This is a genomic window from Rikenella microfusus DSM 15922 (assembly GCF_000427365.1).
Taxonomy (GTDB): Bacteria; Bacteroidota; Bacteroidia; order Bacteroidales; family Rikenellaceae; genus Rikenella; species Rikenella microfusus.
The window spans coordinates 1,447,963-1,472,570 of record NZ_KE386488.1 but is presented as its reverse complement, the minus strand read 5'-3'; the positions used below and the strand labels follow the sequence as shown (position 1 = coordinate 1,472,570).

The 24,608-nt window shown below is 60.7% G+C and carries 15 protein-coding genes and 1 tRNA gene; 8 read left to right on the top strand and 8 right to left on the bottom strand.

Annotated features, from left to right (window positions below; translation table 11 throughout):
• Positions 1 to 104: 104 nt before the first annotated feature.
• The 8 genes from RIKMI_RS0107245 to lnt form a co-directional block, all read right to left on the bottom strand.
• Positions 105 to 188: transfer RNA gene (locus RIKMI_RS0107245), tRNA-Leu, on the bottom strand.
• 129 nt (positions 189 to 317) lie between these two features.
• Positions 318 to 1,367, bottom strand: coding sequence for a M20 family metallo-hydrolase (locus RIKMI_RS0107240; protein ID WP_027291058.1), 1,050 nt, complete (start codon positions 1,365 to 1,367; stop codon positions 318 to 320).
• A gap of 260 nt (positions 1,368 to 1,627) precedes the next feature.
• Positions 1,628 to 2,488 (bottom strand): 4-hydroxy-3-methylbut-2-enyl diphosphate reductase, encoded by an 861-nt coding sequence (locus tag RIKMI_RS0107235; protein ID WP_027291057.1) that lies wholly within the window; start codon positions 2,486 to 2,488, stop codon positions 1,628 to 1,630.
• 20 nt (positions 2,489 to 2,508) lie between these two features.
• Positions 2,509 to 3,249, bottom strand: a complete 741-nt coding sequence (gene trmB, locus RIKMI_RS0107230; RefSeq protein WP_027291056.1) for a tRNA (guanosine(46)-N7)-methyltransferase TrmB — start codon at positions 3,247 to 3,249, stop codon at positions 2,509 to 2,511.
• Positions 3,250 to 3,422: 173 nt separating this feature from the next.
• Positions 3,423 to 3,902, bottom strand: a complete 480-nt coding sequence (locus RIKMI_RS0107225; protein ID WP_027291055.1) for a gliding motility lipoprotein GldH — start codon at positions 3,900 to 3,902, stop codon at positions 3,423 to 3,425.
• 58 nt (positions 3,903 to 3,960) lie between these two features.
• Positions 3,961 to 5,376, bottom strand: a complete 1,416-nt coding sequence (locus tag RIKMI_RS13365) for a PSP1 domain-containing protein (RefSeq protein ID WP_051214407.1) — start codon at positions 5,374 to 5,376, stop codon at positions 3,961 to 3,963.
• A gap of 92 nt (positions 5,377 to 5,468) precedes the next feature.
• Positions 5,469 to 6,743 carry a bifunctional folylpolyglutamate synthase/dihydrofolate synthase gene (locus RIKMI_RS0107215; RefSeq protein WP_027291054.1) on the bottom strand — a complete coding sequence of 425 codons (1,275 nt, stop codon included), beginning with the start codon at positions 6,741 to 6,743 and terminating at the stop codon, positions 5,469 to 5,471.
• A 140-nt stretch (positions 6,744 to 6,883) separates the two neighbouring features.
• Positions 6,884 to 8,455 (bottom strand): apolipoprotein N-acyltransferase, encoded by a 1,572-nt coding sequence (lnt, locus tag RIKMI_RS0107210; protein ID WP_027291053.1) that lies wholly within the window; start codon positions 8,453 to 8,455, stop codon positions 6,884 to 6,886.
• A 378-nt stretch (positions 8,456 to 8,833) separates the two neighbouring features.
• Here lnt and RIKMI_RS0107205 point away from each other — a divergent pair, with 378 nt between their 5' ends.
• The 8 genes from RIKMI_RS0107205 to aroA all read left to right on the top strand — a co-directional run bounded on the left by RIKMI_RS0107205 (position 8,834) and on the right by aroA (position 24,556).
• Positions 8,834 to 9,487 (top strand): LysE family translocator, encoded by a 654-nt coding sequence (locus RIKMI_RS0107205; RefSeq protein WP_027291052.1) that lies wholly within the window; start codon positions 8,834 to 8,836, stop codon positions 9,485 to 9,487.
• Positions 9,488 to 9,491: 4 nt separating this feature from the next.
• Positions 9,492 to 10,163: a (d)CMP kinase gene (gene cmk / locus RIKMI_RS0107200; protein WP_027291051.1), complete on the top strand. Its 672-nt coding sequence runs from the start codon at positions 9,492 to 9,494 to the stop codon at positions 10,161 to 10,163.
• A 24-nt stretch (positions 10,164 to 10,187) separates the two neighbouring features.
• Complete coding sequence (locus tag RIKMI_RS0107195) at positions 10,188 to 15,803, top strand: MG2 domain-containing protein (protein ID WP_051214406.1); 5,616 nt, start codon at positions 10,188 to 10,190, stop codon at positions 15,801 to 15,803.
• Between the two features lie 181 nt (positions 15,804 to 15,984).
• On the top strand, positions 15,985 to 16,797 hold the full coding sequence (locus RIKMI_RS0107190) for a glycogen/starch synthase (RefSeq protein WP_027291049.1): 813 nt from the start codon (positions 15,985 to 15,987) through the stop codon (positions 16,795 to 16,797).
• The gene (locus RIKMI_RS0107185) at positions 16,787 to 18,190 is read left to right on the top strand and encodes a DUF4270 family protein (RefSeq protein WP_027291048.1); all 1,404 of its coding nucleotides are present in this window, start codon (positions 16,787 to 16,789) and stop codon (positions 18,188 to 18,190) included. Before RIKMI_RS0107190 ends, RIKMI_RS0107185 begins: the two co-directional genes overlap by 11 nt.
• A 74-nt stretch (positions 18,191 to 18,264) precedes the next feature.
• Positions 18,265 to 20,688: a type I DNA topoisomerase gene (gene topA / locus RIKMI_RS0107180; protein WP_027291047.1), complete on the top strand. Its 2,424-nt coding sequence runs from the start codon at positions 18,265 to 18,267 to the stop codon at positions 20,686 to 20,688.
• A 916-nt stretch (positions 20,689 to 21,604) separates the two neighbouring features.
• A complete protein-coding gene (locus tag RIKMI_RS0107175; protein WP_027291046.1) occupies positions 21,605 to 23,227 on the top strand; it encodes an NAD(P)/FAD-dependent oxidoreductase in 1,623 nt (540 codons plus the stop codon).
• 9 nt (positions 23,228 to 23,236) lie between these two features.
• On the top strand, positions 23,237 to 24,556 hold the full coding sequence (aroA, locus tag RIKMI_RS0107170; protein ID WP_027291045.1) for a 3-phosphoshikimate 1-carboxyvinyltransferase: 1,320 nt from the start codon (positions 23,237 to 23,239) through the stop codon (positions 24,554 to 24,556).
• Positions 24,557 to 24,608 lie beyond the last annotated feature (52 nt).

Genomic DNA, 24,608 nt, shown 5'->3' with positions numbered 1-24,608 from the left:
CATCGGAGAATACGGGGTGGCCATGAAATACCGTGCCTGCCATGTCGAATATTGAAAACGAAAAGCCGGAACCGTCTTGCGACGATTCCGGCTTTTTGATGTCGTGCGGATGAAGGGACTCGAACCCCCACGCCGGTCAAGGCACCAGATCCTAAGTCTGGCGTGGCTACCAATTACACCACATCCGCCCGGTTCCGGTGCAAAAATAGGCAAAAAAGCGGCTTCCGCAAAAACGGGCGGAGTTTCCGGCGGTTCCGCCTTTCAAAAGGGGCAGGCCGCGCGGACCTGAAGCGGCCAGACCGGTGTCTGACGTATGGTCAGAGGCAGACCGTTTCGAGCATGGCGACATACTGCCGGATCCCGTCCCCGATCTCGTCCACATAGACGAATTCGTCCGCGCTGTGCGACCGTGCCGAGTCGCCGGGTCCCATTTTGAGCGAAGGAATCGACAACAGGGCCTGGTCCGAGGTGGTCGGCGAACCGTATGTATTCCGCCCCAGCGCCAGTCCGGCCGCCACGATCGGGTGCGTGGGATCTATATAGGAGGGTTTCAGCCGGGTGGAACGCGGGAATACGTCGGATTCGACATGTTTTTTCACGATTTCCAGCACCTCTTCGTTGGTATATCGGTCGGTGACGCGCACATCCACCGTGAAACGGCATTCGGCCGGTACTACGTTGTGCTGCGTGCCGGCGCTGACGATCGTGACGCTCATCCTGACATTTCCGAACAGTTCCGATTCCTGCGGAAAACGGTAGGTGCGGAACCATTCGATGTCTTTCATCGCTTTGTAGATGGCATTCTCGCCTTCGTTCCGGGCCGCGTGGCCCGCCCGCCCGTGCGCCACGCAGTCCAGCACCATCAGCCCGCGTTCGGCGATAGCCAGGTGCATGCCGGTCGGTTCGCCGACGATGGCGAAACTCAGCTCGCCCAGTTGGGGCAGGATGCTTTCGATGCCGTTCTGTCCGGAGACCTCCTCTTCGGCCGTCAGCGCGAGGCATAGGTTGTATTTCATCCCTTCGGTACGGTAGAAATGCCCGAAGGCGGCGATCAGGGATACGACGCTGGCGCCGGCATCGTTGCTGCCGAGACCGTATAGTTTACCGTCCTCGATGTCGGGACTGAAAGGATCGCGGGTATAAGCGCCGTTGGGCTTGACGGTGTCGTGGTGAGAGTTGAGCAGGATGGTCGGTTTGGCGGGATCGAAATACCGGTTGTAAACCCATACGTTGTTATGTGCGCGGCGTACTTCCTCCATCCCTTCGCCGGCCAGGAATGCTGTGAGCAGGTCGGCGGTGAGGTTTTCTTCGCGGCTGTACGACGGCGTGGCTATCAGCTGTCGCAATAAAGCAATGTATTTATCCATCGGTTCTAAATGTAGGTTCGTTTATTCGTCCTGTTCAGGTTTGAGTATATAGTTCTTTTAACGTTGCTACGCTCATTTCGCCTGGCGGCTCCCTCGCGTTGCCTCGCCAAAGTCCGTAAACGACCCAGACCCCGGTACGCAGCTCGGTTCTTCCTTGCGCCTCGGCCATTCGAACGAGCTCGATGGCGCTCGGCTGCTGCGTCGGTTATTCACAAAAGGAACAGTACCCCCAAATCAACAGTGCGGAATAAACGAACGGCTTAAAAACGGGCGATGGCGGCGGCGACTTTTTCCATCAGCCATTTCGGTGTGGAGGTCGCCCCGCAGACCCCCACCGTCTCCACCCCCGCGAACCACTCCGCGCGAAGCTCCGAGGCATCCTCCACCTTGTACGAACGCGCATTCGCCTCGCGGCAGACCCCGTACAGCGCCTTCCCGTTCGAACTCTTGCTGCCGCTGACGAAGACCACCGCATCGAAACGCGCCGCAAACTCCCGCAAATGCGGATTGCGGTTCGACACCTGCCGGCAGATCGTATCGTGCACCGTCACCGCAGACGGATCCGCTGCCCGCCGCAGAATTTCGTCCCGCATCGCGTTGAACAGACTCAGGCTCTGCGTCGTCTGCGACAACAGACAAACCGGCCGGGAGAAATCGATGCGGGACAAATCGTCCAACGACTCAACCACGACCGCCTCCTCGTTCGTCTGGCCTGTCAGCCCCACCACCTCGGCATGCCCCGGTTTCCCGAGAATGACCACCTGCCCTCCCACGGCCCGCATCTCTTCCCACGCCCGGCGCACCCGCTCCTGCAACTTCGCCACCACCGGACACGTCGCATCCGCCAGCTCGATCCCGTACCGCTCCGCCAGCGCATAAGTCGCCGGCGGTTCGCCGTGCGCACGGATCAATACGCATTTGCCAGCCAATTCCGGTAACCGTTCACGGCCCACCGTCTGCAACCCCATGTTTTCCAACCGGTTCACCTCCACCCGGTTGTGGACGATGTCCCCCAAGCACCATACCGCGCCGTGCCGCGCACGCAACAACTCCTCCGCCGTGGTGATCGCCTTGACCACGCCGAAACAGAATCCCGATTTTTCGTCGATTTCGATCTTCATTATGCAGGGATAACGGAAAATCAGCGCACCGGCGTATGTTCGCCCACCAACAGCTCGTCCGCCGGAAAATCGGGCGCCGCAAAAATTTTCCGGCCTCCCGGCGACCATTGCAGGTAGGTGATAGGCAGTCCCTCGGCCAGGAACCGGCTTTCGTACGTCGTCTTGATCGACAGTTTGGCGTCTGCGATCCCCTTGCAGTAAATGTCGTCGCAACATACGGACGGCACGATGCCGTTGGCCGCCAGCACCGCTTTGGTATATTCGTGCAGATGTCCAGAGTCGGTCTTCAGGTGGACGATCCCGTCCGCTTTGATGAACTGCGCGTAGCGTTCCAGGAAACCCGGCGCCGTAAGTCGTTTGTTCACGCGGCGCTTGTTCATTTGCGGGTCGGGGAAGGTAATCCATATCTGGTCCACCTCGTCCGGGGCGAAAAAAGAACCGATGAATTCGATACGCGTGCGGAGAAAAGCCACATTGTCCATCCCCTGCTCCGTCGCGGTCTTGGCCCCCCGCCACATGCGCGCCCCCTTGATATCCACGCCTATATAATTGACTTCGGGATGCGCCGCGGCCAGCCCCACCGTATATTCGCCACGACCGCAACCCAATTCGAGCACGATCGGACGGTCGTTCCCGAAGAAATCCTCTCTCCAACGTCCTTTCAACGGGTGGTCTTTCCGGAATATCTCGTCGAAAGCAGGCTGCACCATGCAGCGGAAAGTGAGGTTTTCGCTGAATTTCCTGAGTTTGTTCTTTCCCATGCGTATAATTTCGTAGGTAAGTATATGCGTTTCCCGAAGTCAGACCGTTCAGAAAGATTATTACCCGACTTTGGGTAAAGTCGGCTATACTTGCCTTACCGAATGATCAGACATACCGATGCGGCAAGGGATTTGCCGTATATGCCTGCCGTTTCGGAATGAAAAAGGCGCGGTCAGCGCGGCCTGTCCGCTTTCGCTCCGCAGGCGACTATCCCGACGGACAGAATGCCCCGCAACGTGTCCCCGTCGGTCAGTTGCCGGATCGAAAGGGCATATCCGCCGGCCGCTCCGTAGCGGATACCGCTGCGGTAACGGCAGGTGAAATCGTAATGATTGGAGTATGCCCGCCCCGCCCAACGGGGAACGCCGTTCCCGCCGGTCGTTCCCAGCGGCAGGCTGACGGTATCCGTCCAGAAACTTTTGTCCGGCGCGACGCCTTTGACCTCCAGCAGCAAATCGGTATATGGAAACTCCGGCGTATGACGTACCGTCAGGTCGATCCACCGGCTTCCGCCCTCCGCCGTCTGCGCCGAGTCGGGCCTGAACCGGAAGACCACGGCCCGGTCCGCGGGCCAGCCGGAGACGGGCAGGTCGTACATTTCCAGGTAATCCCCCCCGGCGCATCCCGTCGCCGCGGCCAGTATCGCCGCCAACGCAGCCCTTATCGTCGGTTTCGCACCCGGCCTTCGTCTCGGTCCTGCCCCCGCCGTATTACGCCCGTTCCCCGCCATGATTGCCGCCCGGATTGCTGTTTCCGCCCGGTTTCCGGCCGCGCGGCCCCCGGTTGCCGGTTCCGCCGCGGGGCGCGGCGTTGCGGCGGTTGCCGCTCCGGTTCCGGTTTGCGTTCTCGGCCAGTTCGGGTCGAGCCGTGGGCCGTTGTTCGGATTTTCCCGTTCGCTGCGCCAGCTCCGGACGCGCCGTATGGTTTCCGGCAGCCGTTTCCTGCGGTTGCGTTCCCGTTTCCCTGCCCGCCCGGTTGTTGCGGCCGTTCCGGTTTCGGCCGTTTCGTCCGCCGCGAGCTTTGCCGCTGCGGGAGTTGTCGAAACGGGTGATGCTCTCTTCGCCGACCACGTTCTTGATTTCCGGTTCGGCGGGAGCGTCGTTCCGCATGAGCGCGGCATCTTCCAGCCGGTCCACTTTTTCGCCCCGGCGGTTCATGGCGACGATCTGCCGCACGCGGTCGGTGGTCAGCGGAATCAGCACGGCCGTGGACTGCGGATCGGGGCTGAACCACATGATCTTTTTGAAAATGTCGCTCTTGACCAGGTAATAGCTACCGTCCATCGCCTCCAGCGGCCCGCTGAGACGCGGGAATGCCCGCCGGGCGTCGATATAGGAGTCCAGCTCGTAATTGAGGCAGCACTTGAGTTTGCCGCACTGTCCCGCCAGTTTCTGGGGGTTGAGCGAAATCTCCTGGTGCCGTGCGGCTCCGATGGTGACCGAAGAGAAATTGTTGATCCACGTCGAACAGCACAATTCCCGCCCGCACGGAGCGATTCCGCCGATCCGTCCGGCCTCCTGACGCGCCCCGATCTGGCGCATCTCGACGCGGATGCGGAACTGTTCGGCCAGCACCTTGATCAGTTCCCGAAAATCGACGCGTTCGTCGGCGATATAATAGAAAATGGCCTTGAGCCGGTCGCCCTGATACTCCACGTCGCCGATCTTCATGTTCAGGTGCAGGTCTGCCGCGATCTGGCGCGAACGGATCATCGTAGAGTGTTCCAGCGCGATGGCCTCCTGCCACTTTTCGATGTCGTAAGGTTTGGCTTTGCGGTAGATCTTTTTAAATTCGAGTCCCTGCGGATTGAACCCGGTGCGTTTCATCTGCCGGGTCACCAGTTCGCCGGTCAGGGTCACGATTCCGATGTCGTGTCCGGGGCTGGCCTCGACGGCCACGATGTCGCCCGCCTTGAGGTTCAGTCCCGTGTCGTTCCAGTAATATCCCTTGCGGGTATTCTTGAACTGGACTTCGTAAATCCGGTTATCCGCCAGCGGGTCGGGCAGATCGGCCATCCAGTCGAACGTTTCGAGTTTATGGCATCCCGGGCAGTTGTGCGCCGCAGGTTCGCCGTTGGCGTCGGTCGAGAAACAGCAGCCCCGGGTGGTATTTTTGATACAGGTCATTGTCTTTGCGTATTTCGTGCCTTGTGCCGGACAAGCCTCCGGAACGGCCGGAAAAGGACACACTAAGGCATTAATATGCAAAGATATGGTTATTACAGCACTTCTGCAACTGTGAAGGTGCTGCCGCCGACGAAGATCAGGTCGCCTGCGGAGGCGAGCGAACGGGCCTTTGCGAGCGCTTCGGGCACCGATGCCGCGACTTCGCCCCGCAATCCGGCGGCCCGGGCGCGGTCGGCCAGCGTATCTGCCCGCAAGGCCCTCGGCAGACGTGCCTGCGTGAAGATATAATGGGCGTCGCGGGGCAGCAACGGCAGGATGCGATCGAGGTCTTTGTCGGCGACCACTCCCAGAACGAAATAGAGTTTTTCGCGGGATTGCCGTTCGAGCTGTTCCGTCACGAAAGCCAGCCCCGCTTCGTTATGTCCCGTGTCGCAGATGATCGGACAGGGATCGCTCCCGGTCGCGATGTTTTGCCACCGTCCCGGCACGCGGGCTTCGGCCAGCCCGCGCCGTACCTGCATCGTGGTCAGCGGCCGGGGCAGCCGGTCGGTCAGCGCGTCCAGCGCGGCGAGCGCGGTGCAGAGGTTCCGTTGCTGGTAATCGCCCTCCATCCCCAGCTGAATGGTAAAGCGGTAACCGCCTGTCAGGCTTTCGATTTCGAACATGCGGCCGTCGTGCCCCGCGCAACGGTAACGCTGGTCGGCGAAGACGATCGGGCTGTCCGCTTCGCGGGCTTTGGCGATGAAGGTCGGGGCGGTTTCGGGCCGGGATTCGCCGACGACGACCGGAACGCCGGGTTTGATGATACCCGCCTTCTCGCCGGCAATTTTCGGAAGCGTGTCGCCGAGGAACTGCATGTGGTCGAAACTGATGTTCGTGATGACGCTCGCCAGCGGCGTAATGACATTCGTGCAGTCCAGCCGGCCTCCCATGCCGACCTCCACGACGGCGATGTCGGTCTGCTGCCGCCGAAAGAAATCGAAAGCCATGGCGGTGGTGATCTCGAAAAACGAAGGGCGCAGCGTTTCGATATGGGGGCGCATCCGTTCGATGAAGTCGATCACGTCCCGTTCGGGAATCATCCGCCCGTCCGCCTGTATCCGTTCGCGGAAGTCCTTCAGGTGCGGCGACGTGTAAAGGCCGACTTTGTACCCGGCTTCGTGCAGCACGGCGCAGAGCATCTGCGACACGGAACCTTTGCCGTTGGTCCCTCCTACATGGACGCTGCGGAACGCTTCGTAAGGATTCCCCAGCAGTGCGTTGAGGGCGACGGTCGTTTCCAGCCCCTCTTTGTAGGCTTTGCCGCCGACGCTCTGGAACATCGGCGCGGCGGCGTACAGGTATTCGATGGTTTCGGGATAGGTCATAGTATTCATTAGTTTGCGCGGTAGTGAATCGGCCGGTGATCGGGTCGGAGCCAGTAGGGCCAAAACAAGCGTAGCGCTGTTGCAGGCCTACGCCCGGGTGTGGCTCCGGCCCGACACGAGGGAGTTGGTAGCGGGAAAGATTACTCCTCTTCCAGCAGCAACGACCGTTTGCGGAACCGCCACGCCACATAATACAGCAGGCACAACCCCAGTACCAGCAGCGAGAGCCGCACGATATAATCCCCACCCCGCACATACGGCGTCAGGGTGTCATTCGCATTGATCCGGCCCGCCAGCAACGCCCGCTCGTCCCAGCCCACCGAGTCGATCACCTCTCCCCGCTGGTCGATCAACCCGGAGATGCCGGTGTTCGCGCTGCGGGCGATCGCCCGTCGGGTTTCTACGGCCCGCAGCCGCGCATAGCTGAAATGGTGGCGGTAGCCGGGCGTGTCGCCCCACCAGCCGTCGTTGGTGATGACGAACATTACCTGTGCGCCGCGCCGCACGTATTCCGTGAAAAACTCTCCGTACACCGACTCGTAACAGATCGCCACGCCGGCCCGGATGCCTTCCGGGTTCGTCATCAGCGTCCTGCGCTCCTGCATGCCCAGCGATCCGGAGATTCCGCCCAGGTCGATGTTCAGGAATTTCAGCATCCCGAACACTTTCGGATAGGGAAACAGTTCGGCCCCGACCACCAGCTTCGATTTGTGGTACACCTGTACGCGGGGATCGCCCGCCGTAATGCCCAGCGCGCTGTTATACACGTCGTAGGACACGCCCCACAGCGGATCGGTACGGGTCCAGCGCCGGTGGGGCATCCCGTCGTCGTAACGCAGGAAGGTAGTGGCTCCGGCGATCAGTGTGGCGTCGGGAAAACGGCCCATGAAACGGCGGAGGGTATCTATCTCGGCATTGCGGTTCAGGTCGTTCACCCAGAAATCGCCGTCGAAAGCGGTTTCGGGCGTAAGGATAAAGTCCGCATTCCGGGGGGCCTGGGCGGCCAGGCCGAGAATCCGGTCGCGCTGTTGCGCGGCGGTCATACCGTCGAATTTCTCGTCGTAGGGGTCGATGTTCGGCTGCACGACGGCCACTTCGACCGGATTTCCGCGTTCTTCGTAGGTGGCGTACCGAATCAGGGAGGCGCCGACGGGTACGACGATCCACAATATCGCCGGCAGGGCTGCCCGCCACGGCCGTTCGCGCCGGTTTTTCCAGAGCAGGTAAAAGAGGATGTTGCCCACGAGCACCCACAGCGAACCGCCGAACGAGCCGGTGAGTTCGTACCACTGTACGAGTCGGGGGGTATCGGCGAATCCGTAACCGAGGGTGAGCCACGGGAACGAGATTTCGTTGTTCATGAACAGCGCTTCGAAGGCGATCCAGAGGGTCACGAACAAGGCCCAGCCGACGGGACGGGGGGCGCGGAAACGAAACCAATGGAAAATCAGGAACGGCAGCAGGGTGAAAAAGAGGCTCCCTATGGGAATGCCGAACGTAGCGACGGGTGTGGCGATCCCGACCCACCAGGTGGTGCCGATGTTCCACAGGGTGAAGGCGAGGGCCGCCCACGCCCAGTAAAAACGGGGACGCATATCGCCGAGCACCAGCAGGGGTACGAAAGCGAAAAAGAGACTCCATCCGCCTGCTCCCCACCAGGGCAGGGCGAACAACAGAGCGGACAACAGGGTCAGTAACAGCTTTTTTATCATGCCTTCCGGAATTTCAGGCGGTAAAGATAACCAAGTTTCGTAACTTTGCATCCCTGCTTTATCGTTCGTTTATCCGTACGTTAGGTGGGAGGCAACCGTTCTTTTTCTGAAGAAAAAGAACCAAAAAGACTTTCCAGAGGCCGCCCTTCGGGCAGCCACGCTGTAACTACCTTTGCATTTGCTATGCGGGAGGGGCTTATGCAGGAACTAACCGGCCCCCTCCCGCATAGCAAAACCGGGGCAAATACGGCATTAGCATCCCAACGGGATGCGTTCGGAAGTTTTTCTGGTTCTCTTTGTTCACAAAGAGAACAGTACCCTCGAACCGACAGTGCCGGAATAAACGAACTGTTAAAGGGAGAGGGATGAGTTAGGGATATGGGATCACTTCTTCTTTTTTTGCAAGGTCTGCTGGTCGGTTTTCTGGCATCGGTGCCTTTGGGACCGATCGGAGTGATCTGTATCCAGCGCACCCTGAGCGGCACCCATAAATCCGGATTCTTTTCCGGACTCGGCGCCGCCACCGCCGACACCATATTCGCCACCCTGGCCGTCTTTTCGCTCTCCTTCCTGACCGACTTCATGGAACTCCACAAACACTGGTTCACCGCTATCGGAGGGATTCTCATCATCGTGCTCGGCTTTTCGATCTTTTACAAACGCGTCAAACGGCCCAGCCAGCGGCGGCAGACCCGGAGCAGCCTGCTGAGCGACTACCTTTCCATCCTGTTCCTGACCCTCACCAACCCCGCCTACATACTGGTGTTCATCACCCTCTTCGCCGCCCTCGGCATCAGCAGCGAAGGCCACCACACGGCTGTCAATCTGCTGCTCATTCTCGGCGTACTGATCGGAGCCGCCTGCTGGTGGTTCACGCTGACCTACGCCGTCAGCAAACTGCGCAGACGATTCCGCCTGCGTCACTTGTGGTGGATCAATAAAATCACGGGGGCCGTCATCATCGCCTTCGGGATGCTGCTCGTACTGAGCATTGTGGTCTATCTGGGACCGGTAGAGAAGATTTTACCCTAACGACATGAAAAAGATCATCATAGCGATCGACGGATATTCGTCGGGAGGAAAAAGCACCTTCGCCAAAGCGGTGGCGGCGAAGCTCGGCTACATTTTCATCGATACGGGAGCCATGTACCGGGCCGTAACGCTCTATGCCATGCGGCAAGGCATAGCGGACGACCCGGCTGCGATCACGGCGGCGCTTCCCGGAATACGGATCGACTTCCGGTTCAACCCGCAGACCGGCCGCAGCGACGTTTACCTGAACGGCGAGAACGTGGAGACGGAGATCCGGCGCATCGACGTGAGCAACCGGGTAAGCTCCGTGAGCAGCATTCCCGAAGTGCGGGCCAAACTGGTGGCGATGCAGCAGGAGATGGGGCGGGCCAAAGGCGTCGTCATGGACGGGCGCGACATCGGCACGGTGGTTTTTCCGGACGCCGAACTGAAAATCTTTATGACAGCCGATCCGCGCGTGCGGGCCGAACGCCGGTACAAAGAGCTGACCGCGAAAGGCGAAACGGTCTCGATGGAAGAGATCGAACGGAACATCCGGGAGAGAGACCGGCAGGACGAAACGCGGGAAGTCAGTCCGTTGCGCCGGGCGGCGGACGCCGTATTGCTCGATAACAGCCGCATGACGGTGGAGCAACAAATGGAATGGATCGACGAGCAGCTCGAACGGTTCGGATAAACGAACGAATAAAAACGAAAAGATATGGAACGGCAGAGGAACAGGATTGTCGGTATCTTGACGACAATCGCCATCGCAGTCATGGCAGCTGCAAGTACGGTATCCTGCGGCAGCAAGGCCGGCGACGCTGGAAGTACGAAACCCGTCGAGATTCTATACAACCCCGCGGTCGAAAGCTTTACCGCCGGAACCCTCGGACGGAAAGCCCCCGTGTCCGTCACCCTTACCGACGCCATATCCTCCGACGCCCGGCTGGGAAAATATATCGAAATTTCGCCGCGGGCCAAAGGCGAATGGGCCATCTCCGACGAAGACCCCCGGACGCTGATTTTCACACCCTCCCCCGAATTCGGAAGAGGCACCCTCTATACCGTCACGATGGACCTGAAAGGCCTTCTGCCCGGTAATCCCGAAGCCCGCGAATTTTCGTTCTCGTTCAAGACCTTGCCCGCCGAAGCGTCCGCCGAACTGAGTACCTTGACCGTGGAACCCGACGGAACGTACACCGTCGAAGGGACGCTCTCCACCGCCGACAGCGAAGATTCCGCCCAAATCCGGACGATGACCGTCTGGGACGGCGTGCAAGGCGGCAGCATACATTGGCTGCACAGCGCCGACGGGCAGACCCACCGTTTCGTCGTTTCCGGTATAAAGGCGCCCGAATCGGCCTCCACGCTGACCCTGACGGTCAAAGATAAAAAGGCCGGTTATCCGGAACAGGAAGTGATGAGAACCGCGATTCCTGCGGCCGGCGACTTCGGCTTGCATTCCGTGGACTATTTCGCCGACCGGGAAAAATATATCGAAGTCCGCTTCACGCAGCGGCTCGATCCGGAACAGGATCCGGAAGGCCTGGTGTGGCTGGACGGCGTAGATGCCGTGCGGCAGATCGAAGGGAATAAAGTGCGGATCTACCCCGACCCCTCGTCGCTGGACGAAGACGACGGACAAGTCAGCGTCGTCCTGTGCGCCGACGCCTCGCTGCGTTCGGCCGACGGGAAAAAACTGGGCCGCGACGTGCGGCAGACCGTAGTGCTGGAAAACGGCGATCCCGCCGTGCGGTTCGTCGGCAAAGGCACGATAACGCCCCCGTCGGCAGCCCTGGCCGGCAACGGAGCAGGCCGGGGCATCCCCTTCCAGGCGATCGGCCTGAGAGCCGTCCGGGTCGAAGTGTTCCGGATTCTGGAAAATTCCGTCGGCCAGTTCCTGCAAGAAAACGAACTTTCGGACGCCGGCAGCGGCAGTATCCTGCGGACGGCACGGCCCGTGGCGAGCCGGACGATTTTCCTCGACGGCGACGGAGAGCAGAAACTGCGCCGGTGGAATACCTATTCGCTGAACCTGGACGAACTGGTGAAACCCGAACCGGGGGCCTTATACCGCATTTCGCTCTCTTTCGACCGCTCGATGGCAGCCCTGCCGTGCGTCCCGCAGGCCGACCGGCTGACCCCGCAGCAGGCACAGGCGGCGGATGCCGCCCGTTTCCGGGAGATGGAGCAGCAGTTCGACCGGGGCGGTTACTACTGGAGCGGCAACGACTACGACTGGAGCGAATACAACTGGCGGGAACGGAACGACCCATGCACGCCGAGCTATTATTACAACCGCTCGGCGCAGCGGAATCTGCTGGTAACCGACCTGGGAGTCATCGCCAAAGCCTCGGACGGGCCGGAGATGCTTTTCCTGGTACACAGCATCGCGACAACGGAACCGGTGAAAGACGCGCACGTCGAACTGCGGAATTTCCAGGGACAGAAAGTCGGCTGGGGCATGACCGACGGCGACGGGCAGACGACCGTATATTACGAAAACGGCCGGCCGTACTATGCGGTGGTCTCCAAAGAGGAACAGCGCACCTATCTGAAAGTCAATGCCGGGTCGGAACTTTCGACCTCGACCTTCGACGTGTCGGGCCAGCAGGTGCAGGAAGGGCTGCGGGGGTTCGTCTGGACCGAACGCGGCGTATGGCGGCCGGGCGACACGATCTGCATGAACTTCGTAACGGCGGGCATGAGCCTGCCCGAAGGGCATCCCGTAACGGTCGAACTGCGCTCGCCGCTCGGACAGCTTTACCAGCGGCGGACGGTTACGCACGCGATCGGCGGCATATACAGCTTCATGCTCTCCACCGACGCGGGAGCGCCGACCGGAGTCTGGAACGCCACGGTTTCGGTCGGCGGAGCGGCTTTCGGCAAACGGCTGCGGATCGAATCGGTCAAACCCAACCGCCTGAAAATCGACCTGAAATTCCCCGGCGAATACATCCAACGGGGCGAACCGCTGGACGCGACTCTGCATGGACAGTGGCTCACGGGCGCCCGGGCCGGTAACCTGCGCTACACGATCGAAACCGAATTTACGGCCGTGCAAAGCCGTTTCAACGGATACGAAAACTACGTATTCGACAACCGTTACCGGACTTTCCGGCCGGAAAGCGCACCGGAAATCTCCGGGACGACCGACGCAGAAGGAGATGCGAAAATCACGGCCGTGCTGCGCGGCGGCGAAAAGGCAGGAGGGATGCTTCAGGCGAACATCACCACGCGGCTGTTCGAACCTTCGGGCGAAGCGAGCGTGGACGGCCTGACGATGCTTTACTCGCCCTTTACCTCCTACGTGGGAATCCGGCCGCCGGAAGGGGCAGACGACCGGCTGGACACGGGACGCGACTACGCGTTCGGCATCGCCACGGTCGCTCCGGACGGCAAAACCGCAGGCGGCAAACCGGTAGAGATCAACGTTTACAAAGTGGACTGGTACTGGTGGTGGAGTTCCGAACGGGGCGAACTGGCCCGGTACGTTTCCGACCGCGACCTGACCCCGGTGCGGCACGCGACGGTAGAGACCTCGGCGGCCTCGGGCCGGGCGTCCTACACGCTGAACATTCCGAAAGAGGCGTGGGGAACCTATTACGTAACGGCACGGGACGCCGAAAGCGGCCATGAGTCGGCCGTACTGGTCTATATGGACTGGCCCGATTACGGCAACCGCCGCGCCGACGCATCGGGAGCGATGCGGCTGGCGGTATCGCTGGACAAGAAATCTTACAACGTGGGCGACAAAGCGACGGTGAGCTTCCCCGCCACCGAAGGGTCGCGGGCCATTGTTTCCATCGAGAACGGATCGCGGGTGCTGAAGACTTTCCCGATGGAATGCGGCGAAGGACAGGTCAGATTCCCGTTCGAAGTGACTCCGGAGATGCAGCCGAACGTCTATGTGAACGTAACGCTCCTGCAACCGTACGGGCGGGTGGGGAACGACCTGCCGGTACGCCTGTACGGTATCGTGCCGCTCGCGGCGACCTCGGCGGAGAGCCGGCTGGAGCCGGTGATCGGTGCGCCGGACGAAGTGCTGCCGGAATCGGAAATGACCGTTACCGTATCGGAACGGGAAGGGCGGCCGTTCGCCTATACGCTGGCTCTGGTGGACGAAGGGCTGCTCGACCTGACGCGGTTCCGCACGCCCGATCCGTGGGCGGCGTTCAACGCCCGCGTCGCGCTGGGCGTATCGACCTGGGACATCTATAACGACGTATTGGGGGCTTACGGGGGCAAGATCGAACAGATGTTCGCCATCGGGGGCGACGATGCGCTGAATCCGGCGGCCAAAGCGTCGGTAAACCGATTTCCGCCGGTGGTCCGTTTTCTCGGTACGTTCGAGTTGGGGCGGGGCAGAACGGCGACGCACAAAGTCCGGCTGCCGGCCTATATGGGCCGGGTGCGGGTGATGGCGGTGGCCGTAGCGCAGGATGCCGACAAGGGCAACGGGGCATGGGGATCGGCCGAACGGTCGGTGGCGGTACGCTCACCCCTGATGGTGCTCGGTTCGGCCCCGCGCAGCGTGGCTCCGGGCGACGAGTTGGTCGTCCCGGCGACGCTGATCGCCACGCGGGACGGAATCGGCAGCGTGAAAGTCTCGATCGCGGCGGATAAAGATATTTTTACCGTAATCGGCGCCTCCGAACAGACTGTCCCGCTCGACCGGAAAGGGGATAAAATCGTACTGTTCCGGCTGAAAGCGAAAGAAGCGGTTCCGGTCGGAATCGCCGGAGGACACATAGAACTGACGGCCGCAAGCGGGGGCCGGACTTCGCATTACGGCATGGACATCCCGGTACGGACGCTGACGCTGCCGGTATCGTCGGGGCGGAATTACACCGTGGCGGCGGGCAAGACCTGGGACGGCGAAGCGGCGTTGCAGGGGCTGCCCGGCACGCAGGAACTGATGCTCGAAGTGTCGTCGGTGCAGCCCTTAGGCGCGGCGCAACGCATGGCCTATCTTTCGACCTATCCGTACGGGTGTGTCGAACAGATTACGTCGGCGGTGTTCCCGCTGCTTTACCTGCCGGATATGGCCGACCTGTCGGCCAACGAGCTGGCGACGGCGCAGGCCAAGGTGCGGCTGGTACTCAATAAATACAAACGGTATGCGACGCCGGACGGTTCGATGGGATACTGGCCGGGCGCGTCTTCACCGAACCTGTGGGGATCGGCCTATGCGCTGCATTTCATGACGGCGGCGGGACACAAAGGCTATACGCTTCCGGCGGGGGTTTACGAGCGGCTCAAGGCCGCGGTGAAGAGTTCGGCCGTCCGGTGGAACGCTTCGGACTATGCCGCCCTCAATCTGGTGCAGGCTTACCAGCTTTACGCGCTGGCCCTGGCCGGCGATCCGGAAATCGGGGCGATGAACCGGCTTCGGCAGAGCGGCGAAATGACGGCGGAAGCACGCTGGATGCTGGCGGCGGCCTATGCCGCGGCGGGACGCTCGGATGTGGGACGTACGATAGTGGCCGGGGCGGCAGCGGATTCCACGCTGTCGTCGGAGGCGGCGCCGGCTCAGCGGGTGGCGACTTACGGATCGCCTGTCCGGGCGCAGGCGGTGCGGTTGCTGGGCGCTTCGCTGTTAGGCATGCAGGGCGAAGCGGCGCAACTGGCGGCGTCGATTTCGCGCGAACTGGCTTCTGACGAATGGATGAGCACGCAGACGACGGCGTGGAGCATGGCGGCGATGGGCGAATACCTGCTTCGGAACGGCCGGGCCGGGGCGCTGGAGTTCGAATGGAGCGCAGCGGGGCGGCGCGGCCGGGTGTCGGCGGACTCGAAAAAGATGATGTGGACGGGCGTATGGGACAATCCGGGGTCGGGCCGGATGTCGGTAACGAACCGGACGGAGGGGACGCTGTATATCCGGACAGTGGTCGCAGGCGTGTCGTCGGGCCGGGATGTCGAAGCGGCTTCGGACGGACTGGAGGTAACGGTACGGTATCTCGATAACGACGGACGGCCGGTCGATCCTTCGTCGCTGGCGCAGGGCACGGATTTCGTCGCGGAAGCAACGGTACGGAATCTGACTGCGGAGCCGCTGTTCAATCTGATGCTGACGGAACCGGCGGCTTCGGGCTGGGAGATCCGGCCGGACGGGGGACTGCCGATGCCGGGCGTGGATTACCGGGATATCCGGGACGACCGGGTGGACAGTTTCATCCCGCAGCTGCCGGGCGGCGGCACGGTGACTGTCCGCACGCGCCTGAACGCGGCGTATGCGGGGCGCTACACGTTGCCGGCGGTACGCTGTGCGGCGATGTACGACGGTAAAGTGTCGGGAAATACGGCATCTTCCATCGCCACAGTCTATTAAACCGTTCGTTTGTTCATGCTGTTCAGGTTCGAGGGTACTGTTCCTTCTTTTTCAAGAAAGAACGATTGCCTCCATCCTCGCCGTACGAACAAACGAAAGTTAGAAAGAACGGAAAAATGCGTATCTTTGTAGATGTGCCCGTCTCGGAAAGACAGGAAGGTACAGATAAGGAGAACGACCGATGAACAACAACGCCAAGATCTTGTACGTCTGCCAGGAGGTAGTGCCCTACCTGCCGGAGAACGATATTTCGACCCTATGCCGTTATCTGCCGCAAGCCATGCAGGAAAAAGGGGCCGAGATACGCATATTCATGCCGCGTTGGGGATGCATCAACGAACGGCGCAACCAGCTCCACGAGGTGATCCGCCTGTCCGGGATGAACCTGATTATCGACGATACCGACCATCAGCTCATCATCAAAGTCGCCTCCATTCCGAGCGCACGCGTGCAGGTGTACTTCATCGACAACGACGACTTTTTCAAACGCAAAGCCACGTGGGTCGATGCCGAAGGCACCTACTTCGACGACAACGAGGAGCGGGCGATATTCTTTGCCCGGGGCGTGCTCGAAACTGTCAAGAAGCTGCGTTGGGCGCCGAATATCGTGCACTGCCACGACTGGTTTACCGCCATCGTGCCCGTTTATCTGAAAAAAATATTCCGGAACGATCCGATATTCAGGGACCTGAAAATCGTGGTTTCCGTTTACGACGATCCGTTCCCCGGCCGGTTGAACGCCGACCTGTCCGACAAACTCGTGCAGGAAGGGATCCGGAAAGACGACCTCGCCCTGCTTGACGAGCCGGATTACATCAACCTGATGAAATTCGCCGTCCAGTACGCCGATGCCGTGGTCATGGGCAGCGAAAAAACGGATCCGGCGCTGGCCGGCTGGATCGCAGAGTCCGGCAAACCCGTGCTTCCGTATGCCGGGCAAGAGAATTACGAGGATGTTTACGCCGAATTTTATGACAAATTGCTTGAAAAATAAACGCTGCCTCGCAATCGCGGGAAAGTGGCTCGTGTGCCTGCTGGCAGGCGGCGCGGCTGTGGCGTGCACCGATAGGAACGACCTGTTCGGGAACGAAATGGTGCCCCCCTCGCAGCAGATGGGCAGCTCGATAGATTCCACGGTCTCCGTTTACACCTTCGTGACGACGCTCGATTCGCTGGATACCAATATCGCGGACTTTTACCAGCCCTTCATGGGGTCTTACATCGACCCCGTCGTGGGGCGTACCGATGTGGCTGTTTTCACCAACTACTCCCCTTACGGTTTCGAACACTCCCATTATTTCGGCGTGGACCCCGTGATCGACTCCATGCGTTACGCGATCTCGTTTTCCGGGGCGATGGGAGATACGACCAAAGCCGTGACCATCGACGTCTACGAGGTGAAAGAAGGAGTCCGGTTTTACCAGGACAGCGCCTATTTCAGCAACTTCGATATGACCCCCTACATCGGGAGCGAACCCCTCTTCTCGTTCGAACACAAAGGGATCGGCACCGCTTACGGGAAATTGCCCCAGGAGTTCGCCGAGCGCCTGCTCGACAATACGCAGGACCAGACGAACGTCTATTACAACGACACCGCTTTCCACCGAAAATACCCCGGCCTCTACTTCAAATTCCGCGAACCGGTCACTTCGGGCGAAGGACAAATGCTCCAGCTCGACCTGTCGCAGAGCATGTTGTCCCTGTTCTATCACAACAAAGGGCCGGAAGAACCCGATACTACCTTCCAGCGGATGCTGTTTTTCGGCGACTATACCTACGATTACGTCAGCTTCTCGACCATCGAGCACGACTATGCCTACGCCGATCCCTCGAAAGGCGGGGTGAGACCCGATGAAATCGTGAAAGCGGACAAGATCGACGACAATACCCCGGCCTCCGAGTACATGTACGTGCAAGGGCTTGCGGGACTTATGGGGCTGCTCCGGGTAGACGAGGACGCGCTCGCCGGGTTGAAGCGCAAGGCGGAGGAACTGGGCTACTCCCATGTCGCCCTGCACCGGGCCGAGCTACAGGTGACCATGGTCGATTCGGGCGTCGAACAGTACGACAAATCGTTTTCCACACTCGGCATGTATTATAACATGCTGAAATACGAATTTCTGTCGGAATACAATCCGGTGATGGACGCCGTCACCAACAGCGGCTACTCTTCGTGGCTGGGGGGGGAACTGAACCGTTCCAAAGGAACCTATACGTTCGACATCACCTCCTACGTGCAGAGCCTGCTGACCGGTAAGGAGACCCGTTATACCACGCAGCTGCTGCCCGATTACGAATACCGGAACAATTTCGCCCGGTGCTGGCTGTACGGGACGGATTCGCCTTATCCGCCCCTGCTCGTGCTGACTTATACGATGATAAAATAAAACGGATGCTCGCAGGAGCCGTCACATATAACCTAAAGGCCGGTACCCTTTAGGTTTTTACTTTTTCAGAGAATATGCAGGAAAATTTAGTGATCGTCGAATCGCCCGCCAAGGCCAAGACCATAGAAAAGATACTCGGCGACAAATATACCGTGAAGTCCAGTTACGGCCATATCCGCGACCTGAAGAAAAAGGGCCTCAGCATCGATATCGCCAAAGGATTCGAACCGGAGTACGAGATTTCGCCCGACAAGGTGAAAGTGGTCAGCGAGTTGAAGAAACTCTCGAAAGAGGCGCAGACCGTATGGCTCGCTTCCGATGAAGACCGCGAAGGGGAGGCCATCGCCTGGCACCTGAAAGAGGCCTTGCAGCTGCCGGACTCCAAAACGCGGCGGATCGTTTTCCACGAAATCACGCAAAACGCTATCCTGCACGCCGTGGAGAACCCCCGGCAGGTGGACCGGAATCTGGTCAATGCGCAGCAGGCCAGGCGGGTGCTCGACCGGCTGGTCGGTTTCGAGCTTTCCCCCCTGCTGTGGAGAAAGGTAAGGCCGTCGCTTTCGGCCGGCCGCGTCCAGTCGGTGACCGTGCGCCTCATCGTCGAGCGCGAGCGCGAGATCATGAATTTCGAAGGTTCGGACTACTACCGCGTCGTGGGCGAGTTCGCGATGCCCGACGGAGCCGTTTTCAAGGCGGAACTCAATACCCGGTTCAAAACCGAGGAAGAGGCCGGCCGGTTCCTGGCCGACATCTCCGCCGCCGGCGTCGTCTTTACCGTGGGCAGCGTCGAAACGAAACCATCGAAACGGACTCCGGCCGCGCCCTTTACGACCTCCACCCTGCAACAGGAGGCCGCGCGCAAACTGGGTTTTTCCGTGAGCCAGACCATGAGCGTGGCCCAGCGTCTGTACGAAGCCGGGCTGATTACCTATATGCGAACCGATTCGGTACACCTTTCGTCGCTGGCCATCGGCGCGGCGGAAGAGGCGGTGGCGGCCTTGTTCGGAGAGAAATACCACAAAACCCGTCAATATACGACGAAAAGCAAAGGGGCGCAGGAGGCGCACGAAGCCATACGGCCGACCGATATCGACCGGCGCGAGGCGGGAACCACGGCGCAGGAGAGACGGCTCTACGACCTGATCTGGAAACGGACGGTAGCCAGTCAGATGGCCGATGCGGAGCTGGAAAAGACCACGGCGCAGATCGTCGTTTCGAACCGGTCCGAAAAATTCGCCGCTTCGGGCGAAGTCATCACCTTCGACGGGTTCCTGAGGCTCTATATGGAGTCGCGCGACGACGAGGTTTCGGCGGCGAAAACGGACGGTAGCGGAGACGGCCTGCTTCCGGCTATGACGGAAGGAACGGTCTTGACGCGCGGGCAGACGGTCGCCACGCAGCGGTTCGCCCAACGGCCGCCCCGTTATTCGGAGGCCAGCCTGGTGAAACACCTCGAAGAATTGGGCATCGGCCGTCCGTCCACTTATGCGCCGACCATTTCGACGATCATCAACCGGGGCTACGTGGTCAAGGAAGACCGCGACGGGGTGAAACGGGACTATACGGTGCTGACCCTGTCGAAAGCGGGGGGCCTCAAACGGACCCGGAAAAGCGAGATGACAGGGGCGGAGAAAAACAAACTCTTCCCGACCGATATCGGCATGTTGGTGACGGATTACCTGGCCGAACACTTCGCGGCGATTCTGGATTACAACTTTACGGCCAGGGTCGAGAAGGAGTTCGACGAGATCGCCGAAGGCGGCCTGGACTGGCGCCGGATGCTGGCGGCGTTTTATGCGCCGTTCCACGAACATGTAGACAATGCGGAGGGCGAAACCGAATACGTCCGCTCGGAGCGTCTGCTGGGCGTCGATCCGAAGACGGGGAAAAACGTCTATGCCCGCGTCGGAAAATTCGGGCCTATGGTGCAGCTGGGGGATACGCCTGCCGCAGCATCCAAGGCTAAGGAGTCTTCCGAGCCGTCGGAAGACGAAAAACCGAGATACGCTTCGTTGCTGAAGGGGCAGATGGTGGCGACCATTACGCTGGAGGAGGCGCTGGCCCTGTTCGAACTGCCGCGGGAGCTGGGCGAGTACGAAGGAAAAACCGTAACGGCGGCCGTGGGGCGTTTCGGGCCTTATGTCAAACACGACGGAAAATTCGTTTCGCTGAAAGTGCGCGAGGGGGACGATCCTTATACGGTGACGTTGGAGCGAGCCGTGCAGTTGATCGAGGAGAAACGCGAGGCGGAGCGCAACCGGGTGATCCGGGTCTACGAGGCGGAGGACATACAGGTGCTCAACGGGCGTTGGGGGCCGTATATCGCGCATGGCGGGACGAACTATAAGATTCCGAAGACGCTTCTGGCCAAACGGGAGGCGGCGTCGCTGACCTTGGAGGAACTCCGGGCGTTGATCGCCGAGCAACAGACGGCGGGAGAGGGCACGGCTCCGAAGCGTACGTTCCGTAGGGGCGTTGCCCGGGGGGCGAAAAAATAGGTACTGTCGTCTTGCGCATGCCCGGCGGGAAGGCAGGGGGAATCGCAGGAGGAGCGGTACCGCCCGGCACACGAGCCGGGCGGTGTAGTTACTCTAAGCGGCGGTCGCTTCCGGCTGCCTGACTTTTGTAACTAATTATACGGTTGAAATTAAGTTCCCGCGCAGCGGGCGGACCGGACGCCTCCCCCTCGGGAGGCGCGGTGTCGCGAGGCACTCCAGCCGGGTTGCAACTACCCTAAACCGCGACCGCTCCCGGACGTCCAACCTTAGAAAGAATTGTAGGTTTAATGTACTGTCTGTCGCCGACGGGCGTTTGTTTTTTCTTCGCCCGCTCATGCCGCGGAGGCACTTACTTTTTTACCTACGGTTTGCCTGTGGCTTCCTCGCACTTCCTCGCGCCTCGGCCATTCGTGCGAGCCCGATGGCTCTCGGCTGCTGCGTCGGTTGCGCGACCAAAAAAGTAAGCAAAGAAGTCGCCGGGAATGCGATTCCCCGCTCCCGACTCCCGTCGGATTGGGAAATCGCACATTCCCGGGGCAGCAGCCTTTACCCGTACTTCGATACCAATGTAAGAAGCCGGTAAAAGTACTTATGTAAACCCTACGGTTTAATACCATAATATCGGCTTTGCGCCCACCCCCCGAAGCCGCAAAGCGGCTTGGGCGCGAAAGCCGGCGATTCTTATGAATCGCATAAATAAAAATCGTACAATTAATTTCAAGGCCGGAGCCAGCGTGGACTGCTTGCAGGCCTACGCCGGGGGTGGCTCCGGCCTGACTAAGGGGAAGCATGGCAATTAACCGTACCGTTAATTAACGAACAGATTGTAACCCCAATTAGTACGAACCTTACCTCTCTCTGGGGGGAGCCGGTCCTGAACGGGAATCGGATTATATCATAAAGAAAAATCATCGCGATGCCGAAAACCGTCGAAATCGTACTGACCCCGAAAGAGGCCGCCGACAGCGCCTCTTATACCGCCGCCGCAATGAAAGCCGCAGGCGTGTCGTCACCCGACGAAGTGGCTTTTTGCCGCGTCGTGCGGCGGTCGATCGACGCGCGGCGGCATACGTCGGGCATCCGGGGAGTCCGCGTCAATATGGCCGTCGAACTGTGGCTCGACCGGGAAGGACGGCCCGACCCGGTACATTTCGAGTGGGGCGACGTGTCGAACGTGTCCGCGTCGCGTCAGGTCGTGATCGTAGGAGCGGGGCCGGCAGGGTTGTTCGCCGCACTGGAACTGATCGAAAGGGGATTCCGGCCCGTGATTCTCGAACGCGGGAAAGACGTTTCCAAACGAAAAGCCGATATCGCGGCCATCCAGCGGAACGAGCCGGTGAATCCCGATTCCAACTATGCGTTCGGCGAAGGCGGGGCCGGGACCTACTCGGACGGAAAACTCTATACCCGTTCGAAAAAACGCGGGAATTTCCGGAAATCGCTGGAAATTCTCCATTTCCACGGGGCGGACGAATCCATCCTCTACGATGCGCATCCGCATATCGGCACCGACCGCCTGCCGCGCGTCATCGCCGCGATCCGGGAAACCGTCCGGACGGCGGGAGGCGTTATCCGGTTCGACAGCCGCGTGACGGATCTCCTGTTGGCCTCCGATCAATCCGGCGTGCGGGGCGTCGTGACGCAGGACGGCGAACGGATCGAGGCGCAGGCCGTGATTCTGGCGACCGGCCATTCGGCGCGGGACATCTACGAACTGCTCTACCGTAAAGGGATACTGATCGAAGCGAAACCGTTCGCCATGGGCGTACGTGTCGAGCACCGGCAGGAGCTGATCGACCGGATCCAGTACAAAACGGCCGACCCCTGCCTGCCCGCCGCCGCTTACAGCCTGGTGGCCCAGGTGCCGTCGGGCCTGTCGGGAGCGGGAGCGCCGAAAACGCGGGGCGTGTACAGCTTCTGCATGTGTCCGGGCGGGTTCATCGTTCCGGCGCTGACCGAAAACGGAGAGTGCGTGGTGAACGGCATGTCGCCTTCCGGACGGAACAACGTGTTCGCCAATTCGGGAATCGTGACGCAGATCCTGCCGGAAGATTATGCCGACCTGGTGCCGCATTTCGGGCCGTTGGCCGGGATGCGTTTCCAGCAGCAGCTGGAAAAGATGGGTTATGCGCAGGGGGGCGGGGCGCAAGTGGCTCCTGCCCAGCGGCTGGACGCTTTCGTGAAAGGGAGCCGGTGCGGGGAGGTATTGCCTGCGTCCTACCATCCGGGCGTCGTGGCCAGCGATATGGACAAATGGATGCCCCGGTTCATCGCGCAAGCCCTGCGGGCGGGGTTCAGGGAATTCGACAAGAAGATGCGCGGTTTTTTGACCGCCGAAGCGCAGGTGATCGGTATCGAATCGCGCACTTCGTCTCCGGTCCGGATTCCGCGCGGCAGGGAAGATTATATGCACCCGCAGGTGATCGGGCTTTTTCCGGCGGGCGAGGGAGCCGGGTATGCCGGGGGTATCGTTTCGGCGGCGGTGGACGGCGCAGCGGTCGCGAAGGCGGCGGCGGATTTTATTCAGACGAAAAAGTAACGTATCGAAATGAAAGAGACTGTATATCCTTCGGCCGTGCAGGGTCGGATCGTGGCTCCGGCCTCGAAGAGCTACGCCCAGCGGGCCTTGGCGGCTGCCCTGCTCGTGCCCGTATCGGACAATCCGGCAGGGTGGAGCGAGTTGCGGAACATGGGGCTTTGCAACGACACTTCGGCAGCGCTGGATGCGGTCCGGCGACTGGGGGCGGAGATCCGGTACGGGGAAAATCGGGGGACTTATTATGTCGAAGGCGGGTTCCTGAGGCGGCGGCCGCAGGAGTTGAACATCGGCGAATCGGGGTTGTCTGCCCGTCTGTTCACGCCGCTCGCCGCGCAGAGTCCGGAACCGGTAACGGTTACGGGACACGGTTCGATTCTGAAACGTCCCGTGGCGTCCGCCATGGCGGAACCGCTCCGCAGGTTGGGGGCCTCCGTCTCTTTTTCCGGCGACGGGTTCCTGCCGCTGACGGTGAGCGGTCCGCTGCGGGGAGGAACGGTCGAAGTGGACGGGTCGCTCAGTTCGCAGTTCATTACGGGTCTGCTGATGGCTTCGCCGCTGTCGGCGGAGGATACGCACCTGGCGGTGCGCCGTCCGAAAAGCGTGCCGTATCTGGCGATGACCCTGGAGGTGTTGCATGCGTTCGGGATTTCTGCGGCGCATGCGGCGGATTATACGGAGTTCGTGATACCGGGGCGGCAGCGTTACCGGGCGGCGGTTTATAATATCGAGGGGGACTGGAGCGGTGCGTCGTGTCTGTTGGTGGCGGGGGCCGTGGCTTCGTTGCCGGGCGGGGAGGGAGTGACGGTGGATAATCTGAATCCGGGGTCGTTGCAGGCGGACCGGGCGATCGTCGAAGCGCTGACGCGGGCGGGGGTGCCGATGGACTTTTGCGGCCGTGTGCTGACGGTGCGCCGTACGGAGGTATTGAGGGCTTTTGAATTCGATGCGACGGACTGTCCGGATTTGTTTCCTGCGCTGGCGGCGCTGGCGGCGTTTTGCGGGGGAACGACGGTGCTCAGAGGGACGACGCGTCTGACGCATAAGGAGAGCGACCGGGCGGCGACGATTGCGGCGGAATTCGCGAAATTGGGGGTGGAGGTCGATCTCTCGCAGGCGGATGTGATGGCGGTACGGGGATTGACGGCCCCGGACGGGAAACTGAGGGTCCGCGATACTTCGCTGGACAGCCATAACGACCATCGGATCGCGATGGCAACGGCGGTGGCGGCGCTCCGCGCGGACAGGGCGGTGGTCATTGACGGGGCGGAAGCAGTGAATAAGTCGTATCCGGAATTCTGGAACGACCTCAAAAACATATGTCTAAAATAAAACCGTCCGTTTATTCCGTACTTGGGTTAGAGGAACCCGTTCTTTTTCTGAC

Coding starts and splice junctions, on each gene's coding strand:
- RIKMI_RS0107175 (WP_027291046.1), top strand. CDS start 21,605: ATGCCGAAAACCGTCGAAATCGTACTGACCCCGAAAGAGGCCGCCGAC.
- cmk (WP_027291051.1), top strand. CDS start 9,492: ATGAAAAAGATCATCATAGCGATCGACGGATATTCGTCGGGAGGAAAA.
- RIKMI_RS0107240 (WP_027291058.1), bottom strand. CDS start 1,367: ATGGATAAATACATTGCTTTATTGCGACAGCTGATAGCCACGCCGTCG.
- RIKMI_RS13365 (WP_051214407.1), bottom strand. CDS start 5,376: ATGACCTGTATCAAAAATACCACCCGGGGCTGCTGTTTCTCGACCGAC.
- trmB (WP_027291056.1), bottom strand. CDS start 3,249: ATGGGAAAGAACAAACTCAGGAAATTCAGCGAAAACCTCACTTTCCGC.
- aroA (WP_027291045.1), top strand. CDS start 23,237: ATGAAAGAGACTGTATATCCTTCGGCCGTGCAGGGTCGGATCGTGGCT.
- RIKMI_RS0107190 (WP_027291049.1), top strand. CDS start 15,985: ATGAACAACAACGCCAAGATCTTGTACGTCTGCCAGGAGGTAGTGCCC.
- RIKMI_RS0107215 (WP_027291054.1), bottom strand. CDS start 6,743: ATGACCTATCCCGAAACCATCGAATACCTGTACGCCGCCGCGCCGATG.
- RIKMI_RS0107195 (WP_051214406.1), top strand. CDS start 10,188: ATGGAACGGCAGAGGAACAGGATTGTCGGTATCTTGACGACAATCGCC.
- lnt (WP_027291053.1), bottom strand. CDS start 8,455: ATGATAAAAAAGCTGTTACTGACCCTGTTGTCCGCTCTGTTGTTCGCC.
- RIKMI_RS0107205 (WP_027291052.1), top strand. CDS start 8,834: ATGGGATCACTTCTTCTTTTTTTGCAAGGTCTGCTGGTCGGTTTTCTG.
- RIKMI_RS0107235 (WP_027291057.1), bottom strand. CDS start 2,488: ATGAAGATCGAAATCGACGAAAAATCGGGATTCTGTTTCGGCGTGGTC.
- topA (WP_027291047.1), top strand. CDS start 18,265: ATGCAGGAAAATTTAGTGATCGTCGAATCGCCCGCCAAGGCCAAGACC.